Annotated in this window: 29 protein-coding genes; 17 read left to right on the top strand and 12 right to left on the bottom strand. The window is 69.6% G+C overall.

All coding sequences use genetic code 11. The features are described from left to right. The first annotated feature begins 10 nt into the window (after positions 1-10). From AC07PF_RS05095 to AC07PF_RS05075, 5 genes are all read left to right on the top strand, one after another. Positions 11-646: a class I SAM-dependent methyltransferase gene (locus AC07PF_RS05095; RefSeq protein WP_007849770.1), complete on the top strand. Its 636-nt coding sequence runs from the start codon at positions 11-13 to the stop codon at positions 644-646. After that, positions 643-1392, top strand: coding sequence for a tRNA-uridine aminocarboxypropyltransferase (locus tag AC07PF_RS05090; RefSeq protein ID WP_494603931.1), 750 nt, complete (start codon positions 643-645; stop codon positions 1390-1392). The genes AC07PF_RS05095 and AC07PF_RS05090 overlap by 4 nt, the downstream gene beginning before the upstream one ends. A gap of 27 nt (positions 1393-1419) precedes the next feature. Further along, on the top strand, positions 1420-2298 hold the full coding sequence (locus AC07PF_RS05085) for a PA4780 family RIO1-like protein kinase (RefSeq protein ID WP_494611080.1): 879 nt from the start codon (positions 1420-1422) through the stop codon (positions 2296-2298). Positions 2299-2352: 54 nt separating this feature from the next. After that, complete coding sequence (locus tag AC07PF_RS05080; protein ID WP_494611079.1) at positions 2353-2859, top strand: GNAT family N-acetyltransferase; 507 nt, start codon at positions 2353-2355, stop codon at positions 2857-2859. Positions 2860-2926: 67 nt separating this feature from the next. Beyond that, on the top strand, positions 2927-3178 hold the full coding sequence (locus AC07PF_RS05075) for a hypothetical protein (protein ID WP_007849794.1): 252 nt from the start codon (positions 2927-2929) through the stop codon (positions 3176-3178). Between the two features lie 10 nt (positions 3179-3188). On the opposite strand, the gene AC07PF_RS05070 is transcribed toward AC07PF_RS05075, so the two are convergent. Continuing rightward, positions 3189-4091 carry a DMT family transporter gene (locus AC07PF_RS05070; protein ID WP_035202237.1) on the bottom strand — a complete coding sequence of 301 codons (903 nt, stop codon included), beginning with the start codon at positions 4089-4091 and terminating at the stop codon, positions 3189-3191. Positions 4092-4167: 76 nt separating this feature from the next. Further along, positions 4168-5052, bottom strand: coding sequence for a helix-turn-helix transcriptional regulator (locus tag AC07PF_RS05065; protein ID WP_494611078.1), 885 nt, complete (start codon positions 5050-5052; stop codon positions 4168-4170). Between the two features lie 47 nt (positions 5053-5099). On the opposite strand from AC07PF_RS05065, the gene AC07PF_RS05060 reads away from it, so the two are divergent. Beyond that, positions 5100-5672 (top strand): hypothetical protein, encoded by a 573-nt coding sequence (locus AC07PF_RS05060; RefSeq protein ID WP_007849805.1) that lies wholly within the window; start codon positions 5100-5102, stop codon positions 5670-5672. A 55-nt stretch (positions 5673-5727) separates the two neighbouring features. Here the strand turns inward: AC07PF_RS05060 and AC07PF_RS05055 are convergent, their stop codons facing one another. After that, a complete protein-coding gene (locus AC07PF_RS05055) occupies positions 5728-6651 on the bottom strand; it encodes a LysR family transcriptional regulator (RefSeq protein ID WP_007849808.1) in 924 nt (307 codons plus the stop codon). Between the two features lie 124 nt (positions 6652-6775). Between AC07PF_RS05055 and AC07PF_RS05050 the strand changes: the two genes are divergently transcribed. Then, positions 6776-7567: an SDR family oxidoreductase gene (locus tag AC07PF_RS05050; RefSeq protein WP_007849811.1), complete on the top strand. Its 792-nt coding sequence runs from the start codon at positions 6776-6778 to the stop codon at positions 7565-7567. Positions 7568-7713: 146 nt separating this feature from the next. On the opposite strand, the gene AC07PF_RS05045 is transcribed toward AC07PF_RS05050, so the two are convergent. Next, the gene (locus tag AC07PF_RS05045; protein WP_494611077.1) at positions 7714-8415 is read right to left on the bottom strand and encodes a glutathione S-transferase family protein; all 702 of its coding nucleotides are present in this window, start codon (positions 8413-8415) and stop codon (positions 7714-7716) included. 101 nt (positions 8416-8516) lie between these two features. On the opposite strand from AC07PF_RS05045, the gene AC07PF_RS05040 reads away from it, so the two are divergent. Beyond that, the gene (locus AC07PF_RS05040) at positions 8517-9476 is read left to right on the top strand and encodes a LysR substrate-binding domain-containing protein (protein ID WP_494611076.1); all 960 of its coding nucleotides are present in this window, start codon (positions 8517-8519) and stop codon (positions 9474-9476) included. 29 nt (positions 9477-9505) lie between these two features. After that, positions 9506-10378 (top strand): hypothetical protein, encoded by an 873-nt coding sequence (locus tag AC07PF_RS05035; RefSeq protein WP_494611074.1) that lies wholly within the window; start codon positions 9506-9508, stop codon positions 10376-10378. A gap of 148 nt (positions 10379-10526) precedes the next feature. On the opposite strand, the gene AC07PF_RS05030 is transcribed toward AC07PF_RS05035, so the two are convergent. Both AC07PF_RS05030 and AC07PF_RS05025 read right to left on the bottom strand, forming a co-directional pair. After that, a complete protein-coding gene (locus AC07PF_RS05030; RefSeq protein ID WP_007849825.1) occupies positions 10527-11036 on the bottom strand; it encodes an SRPBCC family protein in 510 nt (169 codons plus the stop codon). Positions 11037-11187: 151 nt separating this feature from the next. Beyond that, the gene (locus AC07PF_RS05025; RefSeq protein WP_494611073.1) at positions 11188-12162 is read right to left on the bottom strand and encodes a LysR family transcriptional regulator; all 975 of its coding nucleotides are present in this window, start codon (positions 12160-12162) and stop codon (positions 11188-11190) included. A gap of 152 nt (positions 12163-12314) precedes the next feature. On the opposite strand from AC07PF_RS05025, the gene AC07PF_RS05020 reads away from it, so the two are divergent. Continuing rightward, positions 12315-13187 carry an oxidoreductase gene (locus AC07PF_RS05020; protein WP_494603955.1) on the top strand — a complete coding sequence of 291 codons (873 nt, stop codon included), beginning with the start codon at positions 12315-12317 and terminating at the stop codon, positions 13185-13187. A gap of 18 nt (positions 13188-13205) precedes the next feature. Here the strand turns inward: AC07PF_RS05020 and AC07PF_RS05015 are convergent, their stop codons facing one another. Beyond that, positions 13206-13964 carry an SDR family oxidoreductase gene (locus tag AC07PF_RS05015; protein ID WP_494611072.1) on the bottom strand — a complete coding sequence of 253 codons (759 nt, stop codon included), beginning with the start codon at positions 13962-13964 and terminating at the stop codon, positions 13206-13208. A 114-nt stretch (positions 13965-14078) separates the two neighbouring features. On the opposite strand from AC07PF_RS05015, the gene AC07PF_RS05010 reads away from it, so the two are divergent. Next, the gene (locus tag AC07PF_RS05010) at positions 14079-14975 is read left to right on the top strand and encodes a LysR family transcriptional regulator (protein ID WP_494611071.1); all 897 of its coding nucleotides are present in this window, start codon (positions 14079-14081) and stop codon (positions 14973-14975) included. Here AC07PF_RS05010 and AC07PF_RS05005 read toward each other — a convergent pair. Both AC07PF_RS05005 and AC07PF_RS05000 read right to left on the bottom strand, forming a co-directional pair. Further along, positions 14972-15493, bottom strand: coding sequence for a hypothetical protein (locus AC07PF_RS05005; RefSeq protein ID WP_494611070.1), 522 nt, complete (start codon positions 15491-15493; stop codon positions 14972-14974). The genes AC07PF_RS05010 and AC07PF_RS05005 overlap by 4 nt on opposite strands. A 25-nt stretch (positions 15494-15518) precedes the next feature. Then, the gene (locus AC07PF_RS05000) at positions 15519-16256 is read right to left on the bottom strand and encodes an NIPSNAP family protein (protein ID WP_494611069.1); all 738 of its coding nucleotides are present in this window, start codon (positions 16254-16256) and stop codon (positions 15519-15521) included. 121 nt (positions 16257-16377) lie between these two features. On the opposite strand from AC07PF_RS05000, the gene AC07PF_RS04995 reads away from it, so the two are divergent. After that, positions 16378-17364, top strand: a complete 987-nt coding sequence (locus AC07PF_RS04995; RefSeq protein ID WP_494611068.1) for a helix-turn-helix transcriptional regulator — start codon at positions 16378-16380, stop codon at positions 17362-17364. Here the strand turns inward: AC07PF_RS04995 and AC07PF_RS04990 are convergent. Then, entirely contained in the window at positions 17361-18023 is a 663-nt protein-coding gene (locus AC07PF_RS04990; RefSeq protein ID WP_494611067.1) for a TetR/AcrR family transcriptional regulator, read from the bottom strand. The genes AC07PF_RS04995 and AC07PF_RS04990 overlap by 4 nt on opposite strands. A 108-nt stretch (positions 18024-18131) precedes the next feature. Between AC07PF_RS04990 and AC07PF_RS04985 the strand changes: the two genes are divergently transcribed. From AC07PF_RS04985 to AC07PF_RS04965, 5 genes are all read left to right on the top strand, one after another. Continuing rightward, positions 18132-18566: a VOC family protein gene (locus AC07PF_RS04985; protein ID WP_494611066.1), complete on the top strand. Its 435-nt coding sequence runs from the start codon at positions 18132-18134 to the stop codon at positions 18564-18566. A 29-nt stretch (positions 18567-18595) separates the two neighbouring features. Next, positions 18596-18943: a GFA family protein gene (locus tag AC07PF_RS04980; RefSeq protein ID WP_494611398.1), complete on the top strand. Its 348-nt coding sequence runs from the start codon at positions 18596-18598 to the stop codon at positions 18941-18943. 27 nt (positions 18944-18970) lie between these two features. Next, entirely contained in the window at positions 18971-19459 is a 489-nt protein-coding gene (locus tag AC07PF_RS04975) for a DUF1579 domain-containing protein (RefSeq protein ID WP_494611065.1), read from the top strand. Positions 19460-19671: 212 nt separating this feature from the next. Further along, positions 19672-20718: a pirin family protein gene (locus AC07PF_RS04970; protein ID WP_007849857.1), complete on the top strand. Its 1047-nt coding sequence runs from the start codon at positions 19672-19674 to the stop codon at positions 20716-20718. 118 nt (positions 20719-20836) lie between these two features. Next, positions 20837-21307, top strand: a complete 471-nt coding sequence (locus tag AC07PF_RS04965) for an FKBP-type peptidyl-prolyl cis-trans isomerase (protein ID WP_035202240.1) — start codon at positions 20837-20839, stop codon at positions 21305-21307. Positions 21308-21324: 17 nt separating this feature from the next. Here AC07PF_RS04965 and AC07PF_RS04960 read toward each other — a convergent pair whose 3' ends face one another. After that, positions 21325-21822, bottom strand: coding sequence for a GNAT family N-acetyltransferase (locus tag AC07PF_RS04960; protein ID WP_494611064.1), 498 nt, complete (start codon positions 21820-21822; stop codon positions 21325-21327). Beyond that, positions 21815-22231 (bottom strand): rhodanese-like domain-containing protein, encoded by a 417-nt coding sequence (locus AC07PF_RS04955; protein ID WP_494603976.1) that lies wholly within the window; start codon positions 22229-22231, stop codon positions 21815-21817. Before AC07PF_RS04955 ends, AC07PF_RS04960 begins: the two co-directional genes overlap by 8 nt. Position 22232: the final 1 nt, after the last annotated feature.

The raw sequence follows: 22232 nt of genomic DNA, 5'->3' as shown, positions 1-22232 counted from the left end.
GCCACAAGGAATGGCAGTGACTTCTGCAAACCGTACCGGCCAGAGCGCCAGTGCCGATGGCTTCGACGCGGCCTACTACGAGCGTTTCTATTTCGACAAGAAGACCAGCGTGGTCGACCCGGCGCACACCGATCGGCTCGGTGCCTTCGTCTGCAGCTACCTGCAGTACCTGCGCGTGCCGGTGCGGCGCGTGCTGGACGTGGGCTGCGGCATCGGGCTGTGGCGCGACATCGTGGCCCGGCATTTTCCCAAGGCCACGTTCCACGGTGTCGAGTACAGCCAGTACCTGTGCGGCCGCTTTGGCTGGGAGCAGGGCTCGGTGGTCGACTACCAGGCACGCACACCCTACGACCTGGTGATCTGCCAGGGCGTGCTGCCCTACCTGAACGAGGCCGACGTGCAGAAGGCCATGCGCAACCTGGCGGGGCTCAGCCGCGGCGCCCTGTACGTGGAGGCGGTCACGCGCGAGGACTGGGAGCAGGACATCGTGGACGAGACCCTGACCGACCCCCGGATGTTCCGCCACCCCGCGCAGCTGTACCGCCGCACGCTGGGCGAGGGCTTCACCGAGCTGGGCGGCGGTGTGTGGCTGAGCCCCAAGACCGAGCTGCCCCTGTTCGCACTCGAACACGCGGGCGGCCAGTGACGGCTGCCGCTGCACCGGTGCCGGCCCTGCCCCACGCCGTGTCGCGCCTGCGTGCAGCGCGGCTGGCGCGCAGCGCCAAGCCCTTCCTGGCCCGGGGCGGCCCGCGTGGCGAGCGCTGCCCAGGCTGCCGCCTGGTGCCCAGCCATTGCCTGTGCGCCTTGCGCCCGCTGCTGACTCCGCAGGCCGGCGTGTGTCTGCTCATGGCTGACATCGAGCCGCTCAAGCCCAGCAACACCGGCTGGCTGATTGCCGACGTGGTGGCCGACACCTGGGCCTTCGGCTGGGCGCGCACCGAGGTCGACCCTGGGTTGCTCACCCTGCTCGCCGACCCGCAGTGGCAGCCGTATGTGGTGTTCCCTGGCGAATTCGTGGCGCCCGAGCGCGTGGTGACGGCGGTGGAGCCGGTGCAGGGTGGCAAACGCCCGCTGTTCATCCTGCTCGATGCCACCTGGCCCGAGGCACGCAAGATGTTCCGCAAGAGCCCGTACATCGATGCGTTTCCGGTACTCAGCCTCGCGCCCGAGCAGCTGTCGCGCTACCGGCTGCGCCGCTCCACGCGCGAGGACCATTTCTGTACCTCCGAAGTGGCGGCGTTGTGCATGGAGCTGTCGGGCGAAGGCCATGCGGCCCAGACGCTCGAGGCCTACCTCGATGTGTTCACCAACCACTACCTGCAGTCCAAGCACCAGTTGCCGGTGGACCATGGCGATGAGGTGCACCTGAGGTTGCAGGCACTGCGCGCCTGAAGTGCATCGAAGGTGCACAATGCGCCCATGAAAGCTCCACCCCGCCTGCAGTCCCTCATCGAGGAAGGCCTGATCGACACCGTGGTCCGGCAGCTCATGAGTGGCAAGGAGGCCATGGTCTTCGTGGTGCGCAGTGGCGAGGAAACGCGCTGCGCCAAGATCTACAAGGAAGCCACCCACCGCAGCTTCCGCCAGGCCGTGGACTACACCGAGAACCGCAAGGTCAAGAACTCGCGTTCGGCCCGCGCCATGGCCAAGGGCAGCAAGTTCGGCCGCCAGGAGCAGGAGGCCGCCTGGCAGAGCGCCGAGGTGGATGCCCTGTACCGCCTGGCCGCGGCCGGGGTGCGCGTGCCCCAGCCCTACAACTTCCACGAAGGCGTGCTGCTCATGGAGCTGGTGACCGATGCCCATGGCGATGCGGCACCGCGCTTGAACGACGTGTCCTTCACGCCTGAACAGGCCCGCACCCACCACGCCACGCTGATCGCCGAGGTCGTGCGCATGCTTTGCGCGGGCGTGGTGCATGGCGACCTCTCGGAGTTCAACATCCTGCTGGCGCACCTGCCCGGGGCCGAGGGTGAAGAGGGCGTGGACGGCCCGGTCATCATCGACCTGCCGCAGGCCGTGGATGCCGCCGGCAACAACCATGCGCCGCGCATGCTGATGCGCGATGTGGCCAACCTGCGCGACTTCTTCGGCCAGTTCGCGCCCGAGCTGCTCGCCACCCAGTACGGCCCCGAGATCTGGAGCCTGTACCAGGGCGGGCTGCTGACCAACGAGACGCTGCTCACCGGCATCTACGCGCCAGAGCACACCGACGTGGACATGCAGGGCGTGCTGCGCGAGATCGAGGACGCCCGCGCCGAAGAAGCCGCGCGCCGCCTGCGCATGGCCACCGCGGCATAGTTGCAGCGGCCTCGGGCACAATCGGCGCCCCTTGCCATTGCCCGCCCCGCCGCCATGACCCCCGTGATCCGCAACTTCCGCCCGGGCGACGCGCCCGCATTGCGTGCGCTGTTCAACGCCGCCGTGCATGGCCTGACCGCCGCGCAGTACAGCCTGGCGCAGCGCGATGCCTGGGCACCGCTGGCGTACGACGCTGCGCTGTGGAACGCCCGCCTCGAGGCCAACCAGCCCTTTGTCGCTGAGGTACCGGCAGGGACGGTGGTGCACATCGCCGGCTTCTCGGATCTGCAGGCCAGCGGCTATATCGACCATTTCTTCGTCGCGCCCGCCCATGCCGGTCAGGGCGTGGCCCGGGCGCTGATGGCATACATCCATGCCCAGGCCGCGCTGCGCAGCACCGAGCGCCTGTGGGCCGATGTGAGCCTCACGGCCGAGCCCTTCTTCGCCAAAAGCGGCTTTGTGGTCGAAGCCCGCCAGCAGGTGGAGCGCCACGGCGTGGTTCTCGCCAATGCCCGCATGGCCAAGGTGCTTCTGCCCGGCGGCGCAGGGGTGGGACAATAGCGGGGTGGCCCTGCACAGGCGCCCCTTCGACACGACCCCACCATCCCAGAACGGCAAGGCCTTTCCCATGACCAAACAACACGAACGGCAGACCGAACTCAAACCCATGGAGCTGTGCGAGTCCTGCAAGGGCATCCAGCGCAACTGGCGCCGCGCCCCAGGCCATGCCGAGCTGGTGCAGCGCAGCAACCGCAAGGAAGACCGCGAGCACGGCCAGGTGACCTTCACCCGCTACCAGTGCGACCGCTGCGGCACCGCCTGGGAGTACGAGAACGACAAGACCAACCTGCATGCAGGCTGGTCCGTCGTAGGGCGCTGAGCGCGCTTCGTCAATCCCCGGGCACCTGCGCAGGGGGCAGCGAAGCCAGCAGCAGGGCCGCCACCACGCAGCCCAGGCCCAGCCACTGCCAGCTGCGGATGGATTCCCCCAGGAACACCACCGACAGCAGCAGGGCTGACACCGGCAGCCATACTGTGGCCAGGGATGCGCGCACACCGCTGGTGCGGGCACTGCCCGCGTACCAGAGCAGAAAGCCGCCCACCGTGGGCACCCAGGCGTAGTACAACACCCCGGCCAGAGCCGCTGCTGTGAAGGAGGAGGGCGATGCCTGCGCCACCAGCCACGCCGGCAGGACCGACAGCAGGAGTCCGCCCCCCGACATCAGTGTGGACAACGCCAGGGCCGGGATGGGCTGCGACAAGCGCTTGTTGGCCAGAATGAACACCGCCTCGCAGGCCACGGCGGCCAGCACCAGGGCAATGCCCGCCAGCCGGGTGCTGGCGCCTCCCTGCGCTGCGCCATCGGGCGCCATGGCCACGGCCATCACCCCGGCGGTGGCCAGCGCAATGGACAGCACCAGCCTGTGGCCCGGCCGCTCGCCCAGCAGCAGCGCCGAGAACAGCGCGGCGGCCGCTGGCAGCGTGCCGGCCACGATGCCGGCATCCGCGGCGCTGGCGAGCGCCACACCCAGGATCAGCAGCACCGAGTAGCCCACGCTGCCCGCCGCCGCCTGCACGGTGAGCAGCAGCGCGTCGCGCCGCCCCACGCGCGGCAACTGCTGGCCACTCCAGCGCATGAGCACAAGGAACACCGGCAGGGCCAGGGCATGGCGCAGCACGGTGGCCGCAAAAGGCTCGATGTCCTGCGCGATGGGCTTGCTGACCACCACCGTGCTGCCCACGAGCACCATGGCCAGGCTGCACAGCAGCGGGCCCTTCCATGATTCCGACATCCCCATCGCGTACCGCCTTGCCTGTATATGAACATGGCAGGCAGTGTGGATTCCTGGGCGCGATGGGTCTTGAACGTTATTGCGGCAGTGGCCGGCGCTGCCAGCCTGCGGCGGCCTTCTGCCAGGCACCGGGTGTAAAGCCGAACTGCCGCGCGAAGATGCGCGTCATGTGGCTCTGGTCAGCAAAGCCGCAGTCTGCCGCCGCCTCAGCCAGGCTGGTGCCGCGCTGCACCAGGCTGCGGGCGCGCTCGGCACGCTGCTGCAGCAGCCAGGCGTGGGGTGGCAGGCCGTAGGCCTGGGTGAAGCGGCGCAGCAACTGGTACTTGCCCAGGCCGGCCATCGCGGCCAACTGCGTGAGCGTGGGGGGCGCCAGTGGCGCATCGGCCAGCTGGTCGCGCACCTGGCGCACCTCGGCCGAGGCATCCGCGCCCAGCCCATGTGCGCGCGGCGCATTGGCATGGCGGCCCAGCAGCAGGGCGCAGGTCTGTACCAGCGCTTCTTCACAGGCAAGCGCGGTCAGGCTGGCCGCGGCCTGTGGTGTCGCGCTCCAGTGCGCGAGCCGCTGCAGCAACTGGTGCAGGGCCTCGCGGAGTGTCGCGTCGCCCTGGATCACCGGGCGGGCCAGGGCCACACCGTGGGGCGATGCCGTGGCCAGGTCGCCCGCCATGGCATGCACCACCGAGGGTTCCAGGTACACCATGCGCCAGCGGCGCGAAGGGCCGCCCAGCGGCTGGCCGTCGTGCACTTCGCCGGGGTTGGTGGTGATCAGGTCGCCCGCATAGGCATCCACCGGGCCGCGCCCGCTGGCCGAACTCTGCGCGCCATCGTCGAGAAGCCCCAGGCCATAGACTGCATGCCAATGCCTGCCATAGTGGCGGGAACTTTCGATGTGCGTAGCGTACACCCCTTCCCAGGGCGAGCCGAAGACCTGGCATTGGTGGGTGGGCGCTGCGGGCTTCATCCGGACATTATTGCCAATGGCCACCCGCCACACCAAGGAGCCACTGAATGCATCGCCGAATCTTCCTTGCTGCCGGGGGGCGCCGTCTGGCCTTGGGCGGCCTCGTGCTGGCGGCCATCCGCAACGCCCGGGCCCAGCCGGCCTACACCGTCTCCGCGGAGCAACTGCAGGAGGCCGTGGCGCTGCGCTTTCCGCTGCGCTATCCCATGGCGGGCCTGGTGGATGTGGACGTGCAGGCCCCGGGCCTGTCGCTGCTGCCCGAAAGCAACCGCCTGGCTGCGGCCTTCGCGCTGAGCGCCGCCGGCCCTGCGCTCAGGCGCCGCCACAGTGGCACGCTGGAGGTGGAATTCGCCCTGCGCTACGAGCCCGGCGACCGCAGCCTGCGCGCCCACCAATTGCGTGTGGGGCGGCTGGATTTCCCGAGCCTGCGGCCCGAGGTGGTGGCGCTGCTCAATGGTTACGGCCCCGCCCTGGCCGAGCAATCGCTGCGCGAGGTGGTGCTGCACCGGCTGCGGCCGCAGGATCTCGCCGTGCTCGACGGCCTGGGCATGCAGCCCGGGGCCATCACCGTGACCGCCAAGGGCCTGTCCATTGCCTTCGTGAACAAACCGGCTCCGTGAAGCAAGTCGATGGCTCCCAGCGCTCAATGGCCTTGTTCGGTGGGTTGCGCGGACATCAATCCCCGCGCACCCGCTGCGCAAAGCCACGCTGGCCGAACTGCTCGATGATGAAGTCCACGAAGACCCGCGTGCGCGCGGGAAGCAGCTTCTTGTCCGGGTAGTACAGCGAGGTCGGTCCCGCGTCCGACCACCAGCCCGGCAGCAGCCGCACCAGGTCGCCGCTGGCCAGCCAGGGCTGGGCGAACGGCATGGGCAGCAAGGCCACGCCCAGGCCCATCAGGGCGGCCTGGCACATGGCCTCGGGGTCGTCGAAGACAATGCGCGGGCGCAGCTCGGCGGCTGCCGCATCACCGGCCTTGTTGCGCAGCGTGGTGACGTGGATGCGGCCCGTCTGGATCGAGCGGCGCGCAATGCCGTCCCATTGCGCCAGGTCCGACGGGTGGCGCGGCGGCTTGCGGCCCTGCAACTGGGCGCGCGATGCCACGGCCACGATGTGGATCGTGCCCAGCGTGCGCGCCACCATGCCGGGGTTGAGGTTGAGCCCGCCGCCGATGCCTGCGTCGAAGCCCTCGCCGACCAGGTCCACCTGCCGGTTCTCGAAGCGCCAGTCGGGCTGGATGGCCGGGTAGCGCGCGAGGAACTCGCCCAGCAGCGGCACCAGGTAGGCACGGCCGAAGGCCTGGCCCATGCTGACCTTGAGCGTGCCTGCAGGCTGGCGATCGGCCTCGGCCGCATGCTGCACGGCGTCGGCCAGCGTGGCCAGCGGCGTGCTGATCTGCTGCAGCAGGCGCTGGCCCCCCTCGGTCAGCACCAGGCGCCGCGTGCTGCGCTGGAACAGGCGCACGGAGAGGCTCTGCTCAAGCCGCGCCACGTTCTTGCTCACGGCGGCAGGCGTCAGGCCCATGAGCCGGGCGGCGGCCGAGAAGCTGCCGGATTCGGCGGACTTCACGAAGGATTCGAGATGGCTGAGGGGCTGCATGCCTGCTATTTTCAACTGGAAGTTGAAACAGGTACATCCCATTCATGGCTACCAGCAATGCAATGGTTTGCCGACACTGCAGGTGTTGCCAGTGCATTCACTGGTCCACCTACCGGAGTCCACCATGTCTGTCGCTTCCTCTGCTTCTTCCTCCCCTGTTGCCACCACCGCCGTCCTGGCCGGCAAGGCCGCCTTTGTCACCGGCGGCTCGCGCGGCATCGGTGCCGCCATCGTGCGCCGCCTGGCGCGCGATGGCGCTGCCGTGGCCTTCACCTACACCAGCAACGACGCACCGGCCAAGGCGCTGGCCGCCGAGATCGAGGCCGCCGGCGGCCGCGCGCTGGCGCTGCGCGCCGACAGCGCCGATGCCCAGGCCATCACGGCCGCCATCGACGGTGCCGCGCGCGATCTGGGCCGCCTGGACATCCTGGTCAACAACGCCGGCGTCGCCATCATGGGCGAGGTCGGCAGCGTTCCGCTCGAAGACCTGGACCGCACGCTGGCGATCAACGTGCGCGGTGTGTTCGTCGCCACCCAGGCCGCCGTGCGCCACATGGGCCAGGGCGGTGCCTACGGCCGCGTGATCACCATCGGCAGCACCAATTCCGAGCGCCTGCCCTGGGCCGGCTTCAGCGTCTACGGCATGAGCAAGGCCGCCATCGTGGGGCTCACCAAGGGCCTGGCACGCGACCTGGGTCCGCGCGGCATCACGGTCAACAACGTGCAGCCCGGCCCGGTCAACACCGACATGAACCCTGCCGACGGGCCCATGGCCAAGGACATGCACGGCCTGATGGCGCTGGACCGCCACGCCGACCCAGCCGAGATCGCCGGCATGGTGGCCTACCTGGCCGGGCCCGAGTCGGGCATGGTCACGGGTGCCAGCCTGCTGATTGATGGCGGGTTCGCAGCCTGAAACAGGCTCCCCCTGAGTCGCTTCGCGCCATCCCCCTGAGGGGGACGCCCCCAGCGCGGCGGGGCGGCCCTTGCGCGGGGGCACTGGCCTGGGTCGCGCCAGTGCTGTAGGTCACGCGCCCATGTGGCGCGTTGGCCCACCTGAGATCAGACGCTTATCTGCGCCACCACATCGGCCAGCGTGACGTGGCCCAGAAATCCGCCGCTGCTGGTGGCGGGTTGCTGCCGCTCGATGGCATCGGCGAACACCACGGCGGGGTCGGCGCGCAGCTTCGCCAGGTGGGCCGCCAGGTGCGGGTAGGCTGCGACCTGCAGCACACCGTGGTACTCGGCCCAGCGTGCTACGGCCACCAGGTAGGCGTCGGCCACGGTCTTCTTGCTCCCGCCGTCGATCCACTCGCGCCCGGCGAGCAGATGGTCCAGGTGGGCGCAGCCCTTGGCCACCTGGGGGCGGCCGAGATCGCGCAGCACGTCCTGGCGCGGCGGGTCGGTGGCCATTTCGTAGGCGGCCCACAGTGGCGCGAAGGCCGCGAAGAAATCCGTGGCCAGGTAGGCCAGCGCCTGGTTGAGCCGGTCGTACTCCGGGCTGCCCTGCGGGTAGCCGAGTTGGTGGCCGTTGCGCGCCGCCAGGTGCTGCAGGATGGCCACGCTCTCGGTGAGCGTGCCGCCCTCGGCCGTCACATAGGCGGGCGTCAGGTTCTGCGGGTTGATGTGCGCGAAAGCCGCGGGCCAGGGGTGTTCGAGCATCTCGATGCGCGAGAGCGCGTACGGCGCTCCCAGCCATTCGAGCGCGATGGTGCTGGCCAGCGAGCAGCCCTGGGGTACGCCATAGAAAAGGGTCGGTGTCATTTGCAGATCCTTGGGTTGTGGGAACAAGCACCAAAGATACGGATGTGGCCTTTGCTTGGGTAGTCGGGTGAAAGTAGACTCATCGTCTCCTTTTGTGAACGATGAACGCCCCCTTGGGCTGCGAGGATGCCTGCATGCTCAATCTCAATGACCTGCAGTGGTTTGTGCGCGTGGTGGACCATGGCGGGTTTGCTGCTGCCGCGCGGGCGCTGGAGGTGCCCAAGTCCACGCTGAGCAAGCGCGTGGCGCAGCTCGAGGCCACGCTGGGCGTGCGCCTGATACAGCGCAGTTCGCGGGTGTTCGTGGTGAGCGACACCGGCCAGGCCTTCTACCGCCATGCCGCCGCGATGCTGGTCGAGGCCGAGGCGGCCGAGAGCGTGGTGCGTGGCCTGCAGGCCGAGCCGGCGGGCATCGTGCGCCTCACGGCCTCGGTCACCACGGCCCAGCTGGTGCTGGCCGAGCTGCTGCCCGCGCTGGCGGCGCGGCATCCCCGGCTGCAGGTGATGCTGCACGCCACCGATCGCTTCGTGGACCTGGTGCAGGAGGGCTTCGACATCGGGGTGCGCGACCACTCCGCCCCGCTGCCCGATTCGGACCTGGTGCAGCGGCGCGTGGGCCACGAGCCGTTCTACGCCGTGGCCTCGCCGGGCTACCTGGCGGCGCACGGTGGTGCACCGGTGCACCCGCGTGATCTGGCTGCGCACGACGCCCTGCTGCTGTCGCCCGCGCCATCGGCCCAGGTGTGGACTTTTCTGCGCGATGGCGAGGCCATCGGCGTGCGGCCGGTGCCGCGCTTCTTTGCCGACGAGCCCTGGACCTTGCTGCGGGCGGCCCTGGCGGGCGTGGGCATCGGCTGCCTGCCGCGCGGCCTGTGCCAGCCCGATATCGAGGCCGGCCGCCTGGTGCGGCTGCTGGCAGATTTCCGCTATGGCGCGAGCATGACCACCACCTTGCTGATCTCGCACCGGCGCGGGCAACTGCCCTCGGTGCGCGCGGCCGTGGACTTCCTGGTCGAGGGCCTGGCGCGCTACCGCGGGTTCGAGGAGTCCAGGGCCTTATAGTGGCCCACCATTCCACCCGGGACCCTGCCGTGCACCACACCCCCCACTTCCTGCGCAATGCCCGCACCACTGCGGTGGCCTTGGCCACCCTGTGGGCCGCCTTCACCGCCGGTGCCGTCACCCCGGCCGAGTCCGGCTATGTGGGCGAGTACCGCGGGGGCTCGGTGGACACCGTGGCCCAGCTCGCGCTGCTGGACGACAACACCTATTGCTTCGCCTTCACCGGCGGTGCGCTGGACATGGTGGCCGCAGGCCGCTGGAAGGCCGAGGGCACGGGTATCCGGCTGCAGCAGGTGCGGCAGGCGCAGACGCTGTTTCCCGCATTTGCCCGCAAGGTGGAAGCACTGGGGGCCATGGTGGAGTTCGACTTCCATGGCCATACGTTGTCCAATGCCCGTGCACCGGCATTCGCCGTGTCGGCAGACGACACTGCACCGACCACCCTGCGCCCGCTGTTCAACGAAGGCAACAACAACTGGTCGGAAAGCTACAAGCTGCCCGCCCTGCCCGCAGCGTCGGTGCGCTACTTTTACCTGGGCGAAGTGGTGGAAGAGAGCCCCGGCAAGCCATCGGCCGTGAAGGTTGTACAGTACCGATTGGAAGGCGGCAACTCCGTGCACGTGGGCTTCGATGAACTGCAGGCCATGCCTCTCATGGACCAGCGGGCCGAACTCAAGGGCCAAGTGCTGTTCCTGTCCGGCAGCCGCCTGGGCCAGCGCCGCCCCCTGAACCCCGAGGTCCTCAAGGCGGTGCGCAATGGCTGCATCAATCCTGCGCTCAAGCCCGGCGTCTCGCGTCCCTTGCCGGAAGGCGAAATCAAACCCATGGCGCCCGTGAAGACCTTCACCGTCAGCCCCTCGGCCATCCAGGGCAAGCCCTTCTTCGAGGCCACGCGCAATTAGGGCCTGTTCGCACCCATTTCGGGGTCTCGAAGGCCCTTGCCGGCGTGCCAATCCAGGCGCGCGACGCTGCTAGTGCCCTTGCACACGCAAGGAGCGCAACGACGGGCAACGCGATCCCCGAAATGGGTGCGAACAGGCCCTAGGCAGTTCAGGCCGACAGCGCTCCTGCGGGGGCGCGCGGCGCCATTTCGATCTGTGCCTTGGCCAGGCGCAGCGCCTTGCGCATGTAGCCGCGCCACAGCACGCTGGCCAGCAGCCAGAGCACCGGCGCCGCCCACTTCGAGCGCGCATGGAAGGCATGGCGCCAGCGCACCGTGGTCTGCGTGCCATTGGCCTCTGGGTCGAACCACCAGGCGCCGTCGGCCCCCGTGGCCAGCCAGCGCAGCACGCCGGTGAAGCCGCTCACGGTGTAGGCGAAGTACTGGGCCGGGCGGTAGTGCTTGAGCCCCTCCTGCACGCTGCTGCCATCGGACATGGCCACCGTGCGCGTTTGCCCCGGGGCGTCCCAGGGGCCCGTCTGGTCGCTGGTGCCGGTCACCGCCGGCAGGGGGCCGTAGCCGGTGAACAGCGTGGTCGGGTCGACGGGCGCGATGAACTGGAACGCCTGGGCGGGCGAGGCCTTGATATGCGTCTGGACCGTGGCGGCAAAGGTGGGCATGGTGGTGGCGTCCGGTTCGTGCGGGAGGGGGAGTGGATCGAATGTATTGTGGAAGGCGGAAACGATAAATACCGTTTTCTCAAACGGACTGTTGGCCAAACCGTGAACAATTGCCCCTTCCCGCAGCGAAAGAACGGTGTACAAACCGGCTTCAAGCGGGGGTTTGCCGGCGCCTGCGGGGCTTGGGCGCCGCGCCCGCCAGTTCCTGGGCGCCCAGGCTGAACAACGGGTTGTCCGCCAGCATCTCCACGGCCAGGTCGATGAAGGCGCGCACGCGCGCCGGCTGGGCCGCGCGGCTGCCGTAGTACACGTACAGGCCCAGGTGCCGGGGGACAAAGCCGGTCAGCACCGGCACCAGCTGGCCGCTGCGCACCAGGGGCGCGGCCGTCACGCCCACGAGCTGGCCGATGGCATGGCCGCCCAGCACGGCGCGCGCCTCCAGTTCGATGTCGTTGGTGCAGAAGGCCGGCGGAATGGCGTGGGCCACGATGTCCTCGCCCACCTGGAATTCCCAGGGCATGGGCTTGCCCGTGGTCGGGTGGCGAAAGCCGCTGCAGCGGTGCTGCGCCAGGTCTTCGATGCGCGTGGGCGTGCCGTGGCGCGCCAGGTAGTCCGGCGTGGCGCACACCACCAGCTGCAGCCACAGCAGGCGGCGCGCGATGACTCCGCCCTCGGGCGGATAGCCCGAGCGGAAGCCCACGTCCACCCGGTCCTCGACCCAGTTGCCGATGCGGTCCTCGAGCTGCACGTCGGGCTCCACCTGCGGGTAGCGGCGCACGAATTCGTCGACCACGGGCCAGATCACCTCCAGCATCATGGAGCGCGGCGCGGTGATGCGCAGCGGCCCGGCGATCTCCTCGCGCCCGCGCCGCGCGCCGTGCACGGCGCGCTGCAGCGTGGCCAGCCCGGGCTGCGCGGCGTCGAGGAACTGGCGCCCCTCCTCGGTCAGGCTCAGGCTGCGCGTGGTGCGGTGGAACAACCGCACGCCCAGGTGCGATTCGAGCTGCCCCAGCGCCAGGCTGGCCGCCTGCGGCGTGATGCCCTGGGCCGAGGCTGCCTGGCGCAGGCTGCCCAGCTCGGCCGCCTTGGCAAAGGTGGAAATCGCGCGCAATTCGTTCATGGCCATGACAAGCTCCGGAGATTGGCAAGAATTTATTGCCAATGAAGTCAGCGATTATGGGCTAGTGCGATGGCAATGGTGTGCCTAAAGTTCACCCCCATGGCAACGCACCGCGTCTGCCAGAACCCCGAAATTCAACCCTTCCAAGGACTTCTGCCATGACTGCCCATGCTTCTTCCCCTTCCTTCCCCCGCATCTGGTTGATCACCGGTGCCTCGCGCGGCATCGGTGCCCGCATTGCCGAGGCCGCGCTGGCCCAGGGCGATGCCGTGGTGGCCACCTCGCGCAATACCGAATCGATCACGCGCCGCCTGGGCGCCAGCGATGCGCTGCTGCCCTTGGCCCTGGACGTGACCGACGAGGCCCAGGCCCGCCATGCCGTGGGTGCAGCGCTCGATCGCTTCGGCCGCATCGACGTGCTGGTCAACAACGCCGGCTACGGGTTGCTGGGCGCGGTGGAGGAGGCCACCGCCGACGAGGTGCGCAGCCTCTACGAAACCAATGTGTTCGGCCTGCTGAACGTGACGCGCGCCGTGCTGCCCGCCATGCGTGCGCGCCGTACCGGCCATGTCATCAACATCTCGTCGCTGGGCGGGGTGCGTTCTGCCGCGGGCTTTGGCGTGTACTGCTCGACCAAGTTCGCGGTGGAAGGCATCACCGAGGCGCTGCACGCCGAACTGGCGCCGCTGGGCATCCACGCCACGGTGGTGGAGCCCGGTTACTTTCGCACGGAGTTCCTCGACACGGCCTCGCTCGCGGTCTCCCCGCTGGTGCTGGAGGACTACGCCCCCAGCGCCGGCGTGATCCGCGAAGCCGCCCGCCGCATCAACCTGAACCAGCCCGGCGACCCCGTGCGCCTGGCCCAGGCCATGATGCAGCTGGTAGCCAGCCCCACGCCGCCGCTGCGCCTGCCGCTGGGCACCGACACGCTGCAGGCCATTGCCGAGAAGCACGCCTTTGTGGAAAAGGAAACGGCCGCCTGGCGCGAGCTGGCAGCCTCCACGGACTTCCCACAGCAGGCTGCGGCGTGAGAATGCGCCAGCGGTGGGTCAGACCATGCCGCCGTTGGCGCGCAGGGTTTGCCCGTTGATCCAGGCGCCATCGGGCCCGACCAGGAAGGACACGGTGCCCGCGATGTCGTCCGGCGTGCCCAGGCGGCCCAGCGGGTTCATCTGCGCCAGGCGCTCGACGAGTTCGGGCGTCTTGCCGTCCAGGAACAGGGCCGTGGCCGTGGGGCCGGGGGCTACGGCGTTCACGGTGATGTTCTTGCCACGCAGTTCCTTGGCCAGGATCAGCGTCATGGTTTCCACCGCGCTCTTGGTGGCGGCGTACACCGCGTAGCCGGGCATCGCGGTGCCGACCACGCTGGTGGAGAAGTTCACGATGCGCCCGCCCGGCTCGAGCCGGCGCGCGGCCTCGCGCAGGGTGTTGAAGCTGCCCCTGAGGTTGATGGCGATCAGCCGGTCGAAGGTGGCATCGTCTGTATCGGCCAGGTGTGGCGTGTGCGGGGGCATCACGCCCGCGTTGTTCACCAGCACGTCCACGCGGCCGAAGGCCTCGGTGGCCTGGTCGAACAGGCGAGCCACGGCGGTGGCATCGGCCACGTCGGCCTGCACGGCGATGGCCTGGCCGCCTGCCGCAGTGATGGACTGCGCCACCACTTCGGCCTCGGCCGCACTGCCGGCGTAGTTGACCACCACGCTGAAGCCATCGCGCCCCAGGCGCTGGGCAATCGCGGCGCCGATGCCGCGCGAGGACCCGGTGACGATGGCGACGGGGCGGTGGGTGGATGGGTCGTTGGTGGCCATGAAAACTCCTGAACGGTGGTGATGGGTGTATTGTTCTGTTGGCGCTGGGTTTGATAAAGGCCCAATAAATGCCATGACTGTTCAAAAAATACCAACAACCAAGCCCTGCTCCCCATGGACCGATTCGACGCCATGCGCCTGTTCACCCGCATCGTGGAACTGGGCAGCTTCACGCAGGCCGCGGAAGACCTGCAACTGCCCCGCGCCACGGTGACCCTGGCCGTGCAGCAGCTGGAAAAGCGCCTGGGTGCGCGCCTGCTGCACCGTACCACGCGCCATGTGGCGCCGACGCAGGACGGAGAGGCCTACTACGGGCGCTGCCAGCAGCTGCTGGCCGACCTCGACGAGACCGAGGCGGCCTTCGCCACCGCCGGTCAGCAGCCCAAGGGTAAGCTGCGCGTGGATCTGCAGGGTACCCTGGCACGGTATTTCGTGCTGCCGCGCATCGGCGAGTTCTTTGCACGCTATCCCGGCGTGGAGCTGGAGCTGGGCATGGGCGACCGCCTGGTGGACCTGGTGCGCGAGCGCGTGGACTGCGTGATGCGCGGCGGCGAGCCGGCCGATTCCAGCATGGTCGGCCGGCGCGTGGCGCAGCTCGCGCAGGTGACCTGCGCCAGCCGCGAATACCTGGCACGCCATGGCGTGCCCCGCAGCGTGGACGACTTGCGTGGCCACCGCGCGGTGAACTACCTGTCGTCACGCACGGGCAAGCCCATGCCCCTGGACCTCATGGTCGACGGCGTGCCGCGCAGCGTGCAGCTCAAGGGCGCGGTGTCGGTCACCGATGCGTTTGCCTATGTAGCCTGCTGTACGGCGGGGCTGGGGATCATCCAAGTGCCGCGCTACCACCTGGAGCCGCAGCTGGCCGACGGCAGCCTGGTCGAGGTTCTGGCCGATTGCCGCCCCGCGCCCCTGCCGGTGACCGTGCTCTACCCGCACAGCCGCCAGCTCTCGCCGCGCGTGCGCGTGTTCGTGGACTGGCTGGCCGAGGTGATGGCGAACGCGCGTTAGTCTGCCTGTACAGGGCGCGAGAACTCCATGACCCAGTTGGTCTCCCAGGTCTGCCCGCCATTGTCCGAGAAGGCCTGCTCCCAGCGCGGCATGCCGGTGGCGAGGTTCCTGGCCCACTCGAACCGCACCTGGACGGGCTGGCCCTCGAACACTTCCTGGCCGAAGAAGACGCCTTGGTCCGTGCCCGCGAAACCGCCGCTCACCGGTGGCAGCAGTTGGCCCGTGGCCGTGTCCAGCCCGCCCGTCACGTTGTCCAGCCAGTAGATGCTCCAGCGCTGCGCCTGGGGATTGAACAGGCGCAGCGCCATGCCCACGTAGCCTGCATTCCAGGCCTCGGGGATGAAGTCATCGCAGTTGCCGATGCCGCCGGACAGCGGCCGTGCCGTGCCGGTGGCGTCGAAGGTTTCCCAGTCGGTGCAGCCCGCAAGCCGTTGCACGAGGCGGGTGTTGCGGATGCGCCAGGGGCCCATCAGAAAGTCGAAGTCGTGGGCATCGCCAGTGGGTGGGGTGATCGGCATGGGGTGTCTCCGGGATGGGCGTGCGTCATGCGTGCAGGGCCGAGCGCGCCGTGGGCTGCAGCCGGTGGGCCTCGGGTGCGCGGGCCAGCCAGGGGGCCAGGCCGGGCGCCACATCGCGCTGCCAGGCCCCGCCCTGCGCAAAGGCATCGAACGCCGCCGCATCGCCGAACAGCGCCAGGCCCAGCAGCACGTGCTCGCCTTCGCGCACCGGCAGGCGGGGAAAGCTGTTGGGGCTCGTCTCGCTGGCGTACCAGGCGGTATGGCGTGCGCCACCCGCGCGCAACGCGGGGTCCATGCGCTCGCGGCAGTACGCCAACAGGTCGGGCGTTGCAGGCTCCTGGAGGTAGAACACCGTGGCATCGAGGAGGCCCGGGGCCATGCTGCCGGCACCCGCAGCGGCGCGGTTCGCGGGCAGGCCATCGGCTGCTCCGGGCCAGGCCGGGTGCAGCAGCAGCACGTTGTCCGAATCGACCATGGTGGCATTGGCCGCATCGCGGTGCGCAGCCCACACCGGGCCGCCGTAGAAGGCTTCGAGTGCCTGCTGGCGCGCCGCCATGTCGGCAAAGCCGCGCAGCCAGACGAACAGGTCCGGCTGGTCGAGGTCGCGGAACTGGCCGATCACGCGCATGCCTTCGCGCTCCTGGGTTTCGAGGAACTCACGGTCGAACAGGTCGATGAGCACATCGCGCTGGCCAGGGTGCAGGGTGTACTGGCGCAGCTCGGCGATGGAGCAGTCGGCAATCGAGGGGGTGGTGGTAGGCATGCGGGACTTCCTTGGTGGTTTCAGGCGAAAGAGAAGACTGCAGTCTGGGGCGCAATACCTGCCAAGGCATGGCAGGTATTCGCGGCATACTGCATGCCGGTCCCTTTTCTTCCGAGTCCCCATGCGCGCCAGCCGCCTGTTGTCCATCCAGATGCTGCTCGAAACCCGCGGGCGCATGAGTGCGCAGGCGCTTGCCGAGGCGCTGGAGATCTCGGTGCGCACGCTGTACCGCGATGTGGACCAGCTCACCGCCGCGGGTGTGCCGGTCTATGCCGAACGCGGTCGCAGCGGCGGCTTTGCCCTGCTGCCGGGGTGGAAGACCACGCTCACCGGCCTCACCCCGTCCGAGGCGCAGGCCGTGTTCCTGAGCGGGCTGCCCGGCCCGGCCGGTGACCTGGGCCTGGGCGGTGACGTGGAGGGCGCGCGCCTGAAGCTGCTGGCCGCGCTGCCGGCCCCGTGGCGCGAGGATGCCCGGCGCGTGAGCGACCGCCTGCACCTCGACCCGGTGGACTGGTACCGCGAGAGCGCGCCCACGCCCCACCTGGCCACCGTGGCCGCCGCCGTTTGGAGCGGCGAACAGCTGGCCCTGCGCTACGAAAGCTGGGCCGACACGGTGGAGCGTGCCGTGGCCCCACTGGGGCTGGTGCTCAAGGCGGGCGTCTGGTACCTGGTGGCGCAGCAGGTGGACAAGGTGCCCGCCGACAGCGGCCCGCGCACCTACCGCGTCGCCAACATCCGCGCGGCCACGGCACTGGGCACTCCCGTGCGGCGCCCGGCGCGCTTCGATCTGCCCCGGTACTGGGGCGAGTCCATCCGCCGCTTCGAATCCAGTCTCTACACCGGCGAGGCAGACCTGCTGGCCACACCGGCGGGGCTCAAGGGCCTCGCCGCACTGAGCAGCGCCGTGGCGCGGGCAGTGGCAGCGGCCCCGCGTTCGCGCCGCAAGGACGGCCGGGTGGCGCTCACCATCCCCATCGAGTCGGTCGCGCACGCCTGCGGCCAGTTGATGCGCCAGTCGCCCGAAGTGGAGGTGCTGCGCCCGGCGGCGTTGCGGCGGGCGCTGATAGAGCGCGTCCAGGCGACAGCCCGGCTCTACAAGCTGGGCTAAAGCCCCCGCTCGACCATGTCCAGCAGCCGCTGGCCCAGCAGCTGTTGCATGTCGCCCGGCGTGCCGCGCAGCGGCCCGTCGATGCTCAGCAAGGCCATGCCGTGCACGGTGGACCAGGCCAGGTACTCGGCGCCCGGGCGGCGCTCGGCCGGCAGTGCGCCGGCTTTCACCAGGTCGTCGAGCGCAGCCGACAGGTGCTCAAACGGGTTCAGGCCCGTCAGGCCACCCATGGCGGGGTCGGGGTCCTGCTCCACGCTGAACTGCCCGCCGAACGCAGTGCGGAACAGCCCTGTCTCGGCGTGCGCGAAGCGCATGTAGCCGGCACCCACGGCGCGCACCCGGGCATGGGCCTGCTCGGTGGGCGTGCCGCCGGTGGGCACGCCGGCCATCTCGGCCTCCATGGCCTGGGCCACGGCGGCCACGGCGGCGGCGCGCACGGCCGCCAGCAGGTCCTGCCGGTTGGCGAAATGGCGGTAGGCCGCATTGGGCGCCACGCCCGCGCGGCGCGTGGCCTCGCGCAGCACCACGGCATCGGGCCCACCCTGGCGCGCCAGTTCGATGCCGGCGTCGAGCAGGGCGCGGCGCAGGTCGCCATGGCGGTAGGTGCTGCGGGCGGCCGGGGGGTCTGTGGGGACGCTGTTGCGGGTGGTTACGGACATCTGGAGTGCAATGTGGACACTGTCCATTATCTCTGCTATTGTTTGTGAACGGTGTCCACAATGCATGGGCATCCGCCCTTGACCCCTTTCCATCCAAGGAGATCCCCCATGAAAGTCGAACCCTACCTGTTCTTCGAAGGCCGCTGCGAAGAGGCGCTTGAGTTCTACCGCACGGCCCTGGGCGCCGAGGTGACCATGCTCATGCGCTACAAGGACAACCCCGAGCCAGCGGCCGGCGCCGGCTGTTCGGCCGACGGCGCTGCGGGCGCAGGCCCCCAGCCCGAGATGGTCATGCACGCCTCGTTCAATGTGGGCGACACCCAGGTCATGGCGTCCGACGGCATGGGCTCGGGCAAGCCTAGCTTCCAGGGCATCTCGCTGTCGCTGGCGCCCGAGACCGAAACCGAGGCCAAGCGCCTGTTCGACGCGCTGGCCGCGGGCGGCCAGGTGCAGATGCCCTTGGGCAAGACTTTCTTCTCGCCCGCCTTCGGCATGGTGGCAGACCGCTTCGGCGTGTCGTGGATGGTGGTGGTGCCCCAATGACCGCGGCAGCCTCGCCAGGAGCCCAGCCCCTGCGCTACACAGGCAGCTGCCACTGCGGCAAGGTGGCGTTCGAAGTGGAGGGCACCATCGACAGCGCCCTGGCCTGCAACTGCACCATGTGCCGCCGGCGCGGCTCGCTGCTGTGGTTCGTGCCGCACGGCCAGTTGCGGCTGACCACGCCCGCGGCGGACCTGGGCAGCTACACCTTCCACAAACACGTCATCACGCACCGATTCTGTCCGGCCTGCGGTATCCACACCTTCGGCGAAGGCGTGCACCCGGCGGGCCACAAGATGGCCGCCGTGAACCTGCGCACGCTCGACGGTGTGGACCTCGGCGCCATTCCCGTGCACCACCACGACGGACTGGCGATGTAGACCACCTGCCCTTCAAGGAGACCCACCATGATGAACCCCGAACCCCAGGCGCAGCACCTCTGGCTGCAGCAACTGCTCGGCGACTGGACCTGCGAATCCACCTGCGACGCAGGGCCCGGCGAGCCGCCCATGACCACCACCGGCACCGAACACGTGCGCCAGCTCGGCGCTCTGTGGGTGCTGGGCGAAGGCACGGGCACCATGCCCGGTGGCGGCGATGCGCGCATGCTCATCACCCTGGGCTACGACCCCGAGAAAAAGGCCTTCATCGGCACCTGGATCGGCTCGATGATGACCAACATGTGGGTCTACCGCGGCACGCTCGACGCCAGCGAAAAGGTGCTTCCGCTCGAGACCGAGGGCCCGAGTTTCGCCGGCGATGGCGGCACCGCGAAGTACCGCGACACCATCACCATCGTCGGTCCCAACGAGCGCACGCTGACCTCCGCCACCCAGCAGCCCGATGGCAGCTGGAAGGAGTTCATGACAGCAAGGTATCGCCGCAAGACCTCCTGAGCCCGCATCGCCCACCACGTCGCTTCCCACCGGAGGCTGCCACGCTGGCCCGCCTGGGCGCGCAGCCGGCCCACGCATGGGACGCGGGGATTGTCCTGCGGCATGCACCGCACCGTCCCATGGATGGCACTTCCGCTGGCGCATCCTGGCCCCATCTGCAGGTGCAGGCCGTTCACAATCCGGACGGCGCACAACAGAAGGAGCCATTGCCCATGTCGAACAACCATCCCACGCCCATCCTGCAAAGCCAGCCGCTCGGCCCGCTGTGGCCCACGCTCGACCCGTTCCTGTTCTGCGCGCACCACGACGACGCCTACCCTGCCGGCAACGCCGCTTTTGGCCCGGCCGTGCCGGTGGATGATCGCCAGATCGGCAGCGACTTCAGCCGCAAGGATGGCTGGAGCATGTACCACGGCGAGACCGTGCCCGGCTTTCCCGGCCATCCGCACCGCGGCTTCGAGACCGTGACCCTGGTGCGCAAGGGGCTGATCGACCATTCCGACTCGCTCGGTGCTGCCGCGCGCTTCGGCGGGGGCGATGTGCAGTGGGTCACGGCCGGCAAGGGCATCGTGCACTCCGAGATGTTCCCGCTGCTCAGCGCCACCGAGCCCAACCCGCTGGAGCTGTTCCAGATCTGGCTGAACCTGCCCGCCCGCCACAAGATGGTGGATCCGCACTTCACCATGCTCTGGAACGAGCACATCCCGCGCCTGGTGCACCACGACGAGGCCGGCCGCACGACCACCGCCACGGTGGTGGCCGGCGCCCTGCCCGCCGCACCCGCGCCGCTGGCACCGCCACCCGAGTCCTGGGCCTCGCAGCCGGGTTCGGACGTGGCGATCTGGACGCTGCGCCTGGAGCCGGGCGCCCAGTGGCCCATGCCCGCCGCACAGGGCGAGGGCACGCGCCGCATGCTCTACTTCTTCGTGGGCGATGGCCTGCGCGTGGGCCCGCAAGACGTGCGTGAGCACGCCGCGCTGGAGATCGATGCCCGCCAGGAATGGCTGCTGACCAACACCGGTGCCACCGTGGCGGAATGCCTGGTGCTGCAGGGCCGCCCCATCGGCGAACCCGTTGCGCAGTACGGCCCCTTCGTGATGAACACGCAGCAGGAAATCATGCAGGCCATGCAGGACTACCGCCGCACCCAGTTCGGCGGCTGGCCCTGGCCGGACAGCGACCCGGTGCACGGCACCGAGGCCCGGCGCTTTGCGCGCTACCCGGGCCAGGCCGAGGACGAGGTGCCCGCGGCCGCCTGAAGGCCGCCACCCCTGCTTGGGCAGGGGTGGCCCGGGTCGTGGACAATCCTGCATTCCGATCCGCAGGGTGGCGGCCATGCCGCCCCCCTGCTTTTCCTTGCATGAAAGCGCGTCCTCCATGAACATCGCCAAAGACTCCGCCGTCACCATCGCCTACAAGGTCACCACCCTCGAGGGCAAGCCCCTGGATGCGGGCAACCTGTCCTACCTGCATGGCGGCTATGAGAACATCTTCCCCAAGGTCGAGGCCGCCCTCGAAGGCCAGACCGCCGGTTTCAGCACCACGCTGGACCTGGCCGTGGAAGACGCCTTCGGCGCACGCGACGAAGGCCTGGTGCGCACCATTCCCAAGGCCGAGTTTCCCCCGGGCGTGAAGGTCGGCGGCCAGTTGCAGGGCGTGGGCAGCGATGGCCAGCCCGCCGTTTTCAACGTGGTCAAGATCAAGGGCCCCGAAGTGCACCTGGACGGCAACCACCCGCTGGCCGGCCAGGCCCTGCGCTTCTCTTGCAAGGTGGCGAGCGTGCGCGCTGCCAGTGCCGAGGAAATCGCCCACCGCCACGTGCACGGCGACCACGGCCACCACCATTGAGCTGAGCCGTCGCCGGCTCAGCCTGCCGGCCGCCGCAGCGCCTCGGGCGGCAGCTCCCAGTGCTCCCAGCGCGTATCGCGGCGCCCGCCGCAGCGGGCATACATGCGCTGGGCCGCGGCATTGCCCGGCAGCACCAGCCACTGCAGCCGCGCGGCGCCGATGGCTGCGGCCTGTGTGCGCACCGCATCGAACAGCTGCTCGCCCAGGCCCCTGCGCCGGTGGGCTGACTGCACCCACAGCTCCTTGAGTACCAGCGTGGGCTTCAGGTCGAAGGTGAAGCGGCTCAGCACCCACACCGCATAGCCGGCGAGCGGCGCATCCGCGCTGGCCTGCGCGACGAGGCAGCCGAACTCGCGGTCCTGCCAGCTACAGGCCAGCCCGCGCTCCAGCAGGTCCTGCTCCGCCACCTGGAAGGCATCGGCATAGCCTTCGAAGACGGCCAGCGCACGCATCATCGCCAGCAGCTGCGGCGCGTCGTGCGGGCCTGCCTTGCGAAGGGTGGCGGGCTCAAGCACCCTGGGCGCCCTTGTCCAGGCCAAAGCCCTCGTCGATCCAGCCCGTCACGCCGCCGATCATCAGCTTCACCGGCCGGCCCAGCCGCGCCAGCCGCACGGCGCCACGGTGCGCGCCGTTGCAGTGCGGGCCCGCGCAGTAGACGACGAACAGCGTGCCGGGCGCGTAGGCGGCCATCTTCGATTCGATGATCTTGGCGTGCGGCAGGCTCACCGCGCCGGGCACGTGGCCGGCCTCGTACAGCGCGTGGCTACGCACGTCGAGCAGCACGAAGTCCTGTACGCCGCGGTCCATGGCGTCGTGCACGTCCCAGCAATCGGTCTCGAAGGCGAAGGCGGATTCGAAGTGCGCCAGCGCTTCGGTGCTGCGGGCGGCGGGGATGGCGCCCACGGCGCTGGGGGTAGAGGTCATG

It is taken from the genome of Acidovorax sp. GW821-FHT10A04 (assembly GCF_059415825.1).
This window is presented reverse-complemented; position numbering and strand designations above follow the sequence as displayed.